Source organism: Methylobacterium sp. WL116 (assembly GCF_008039455.1).
In the GTDB taxonomy this organism is placed as follows: Bacteria; Pseudomonadota; Alphaproteobacteria; order Rhizobiales; family Beijerinckiaceae; genus Methylobacterium.
On sequence record NZ_VRUV01000699.1, the window covers coordinates 1 to 1,954 of the forward strand.

The window sequence follows — 1,954 nt, forward strand, 5'->3', positions numbered from 1 at the left end:
GCGACGGGCCGGCCCCGCGGCCGCCGGGCGCGATCCCGAACTGAGCGGACCCGCGCCGCCGCCTGGAATGGTTCCAGCCTGTGCACCGGCGGCACCCCTGCCCCGCGCCGCGGACCGGCCCTGGAACAATCGCCGCCACCGCTCATTCTGCCGGGTGAGGGATGCCGGGGCCGTCGCGGCGGCCGCCCGGCGTTCGCCCCCGACAGACCCAAACGGAGCGACCACCATGGCGAAGGCCAAGCCCATCACCCGCATCGAGAGCGATCGCCTCAACACCCCGACCGACCTCGACCCGGCCGACACCAAGAAGATCGCCGAGGGCCTCGCGGTCCTGACCTCGGACCTGTTCGCGCTCTACATCAAGACCAAGAACTTCCACTGGCACATGAGCGGCCCGAACTTCCGCGACTACCACCTGCTGCTCGACGAGCAGGGCGAGCAGATCTTCGCGATCATCGACGACGTGGCCGAGCGCGCCCGCAAGATCGGCGGCACCGCGCTGAAGTCGCTGGGCCAGGCGAAGTCGCTGACCCGCGTCGCCGACAACGACGCGGAGTACGTCTCGCCGCTCGACATGCTGCGCGAGCTGCGCGACGACAACAAGACGCTCACCGCCAACATGCGCGAGCTGCACGAGGTCACCGACGAGGCCAACGACGTCTCGACCACCTCGCTGCTCGAGGAGTGGATCGACCAGTCCGAGGAGCGCACCTGGTTCCTCTACGAGTCGACCCGCAACGCCACCGAGGGCGGCCACTGATCTCTTACGCGTGACGCGAGATGCGGCCCCGCTTCCGATGAGGAGGCGGGGCTTTTTTCATGGCGCCCGCGGCGTCCCGAGCACCCGCAGCGCATGGGCGGGATCTGCGGCCACCAGGGCCAGCAGCGTGCGCGCCGCGGGATCGGGCGGCGTGCGGCCCTGTTCCCAGTTCCGCACCGTCCCGATCGGAACCCGGAGCAGGGCGGCGAAAGCGGCCTGCGTCAGGCCCAGGGTCCGCCGCAGGTCGTGGGGAGGCGGAACCAGCCGGTAGCCCTCGGCCTCCGCATCGGGGTCGTCGCCGTCGGCGACGGCCTGCGCGCGGATCTCCGCTTCCGTCGTCGCCAGGATGCGCGCGCGGTCGATGTCCGGCGGCGACGCGAGGAGGTCCGTCAGCGATGTCCGAGCCGATGTGCGAGCCGATGTGCGAGTCATGGCCGTCTCCCCTCACCCCCGCAACCCCAGCCGCACCTTCACCACGCCGACGTCGTCCGGGTCGCGGCTCTGCGCGAAGCCGAGGCGGCGGCACACGGCGAGCATCGCGCGGTTCTCGGCGAGCACCGTGCCCTCGACGGTGCCGATGCCCTCCGAGCGCGCCCAGTCGAGCATGAGCCGCATCAGGGCGAGCGCGAGGCCGGTGCCGCGGGCCTCGGAGCGGACGAGGATCGCGTACTCGCCGCTGGTGCCGTCGGCGTTGGCGTGCAGGCGCACCGCCCCGAGCATGCGCTTCGCCCCCTCGCCGGCGCCCGCCTCGGTCTCGTCGAGGGCGACGAAGGCGATGGCGCGGGCGTAGTCGAGCTGGGTCAGGCGGGCGAGGAAGGCGTGGCTGAAGTCGCGCACCGGGGCGAAGAAGCGCAGCCGCACGTCCTCCGGGTCGATCGTGGCGAAGAAGGCCCGGAACAGCGGCTCGTCCTCGGGCCGCACCGGGCGCACGGCGATCGCCCGGCCCTTCAGCGTCAGCGCCCGCACCCATTCGGCGGGATAGGGCCGGATCGCGAAGCGCGGATGGCCGCCGGCCCGGCGCGGGCTGGCGCGCAGGCGCACCCGGGCGTCGAGGGCGACGACGCCGTCGGCGTCGGCGAGCAGCGGATTGATGTCGAGCTCGCGCACGTCCGGCAGGTCGGCGGCGAGCTGGGCGAGCTTCACCAGCGTCAGCGCGATCGCGCCGCGGTCGACCGCCGGCACGTCGCGATAGGC

General features: G+C 72.9%; 3 protein-coding genes. 1 reads left to right on the top strand and 2 read right to left on the bottom strand.

Annotated elements, in window-relative coordinates:
• The first annotated feature begins 226 nt into the window (after positions 1–226).
• Positions 227–760, top strand: a complete 534-nt coding sequence (locus FV223_RS26400) for a DNA starvation/stationary phase protection protein (RefSeq protein ID WP_147729700.1) — start codon at positions 227–229, stop codon at positions 758–760.
• Between the two features lie 57 nt (positions 761–817).
• Here FV223_RS26400 and FV223_RS26405 read toward each other — a convergent pair whose 3' ends face one another.
• Both FV223_RS26405 and FV223_RS26410 read right to left on the bottom strand, forming a co-directional pair.
• On the bottom strand, positions 818–1,192 hold the full coding sequence (locus FV223_RS26405; RefSeq protein ID WP_147729701.1) for a helix-turn-helix domain-containing protein: 375 nt from the start codon (positions 1,190–1,192) through the stop codon (positions 818–820).
• A 12-nt stretch (positions 1,193–1,204) separates the two neighbouring features.
• Positions 1,205–1,954, bottom strand: a 750-nt coding sequence (locus tag FV223_RS26410; protein ID WP_147729702.1) for a GNAT family N-acetyltransferase, incomplete at its 5' end; no start/stop codon positions are given.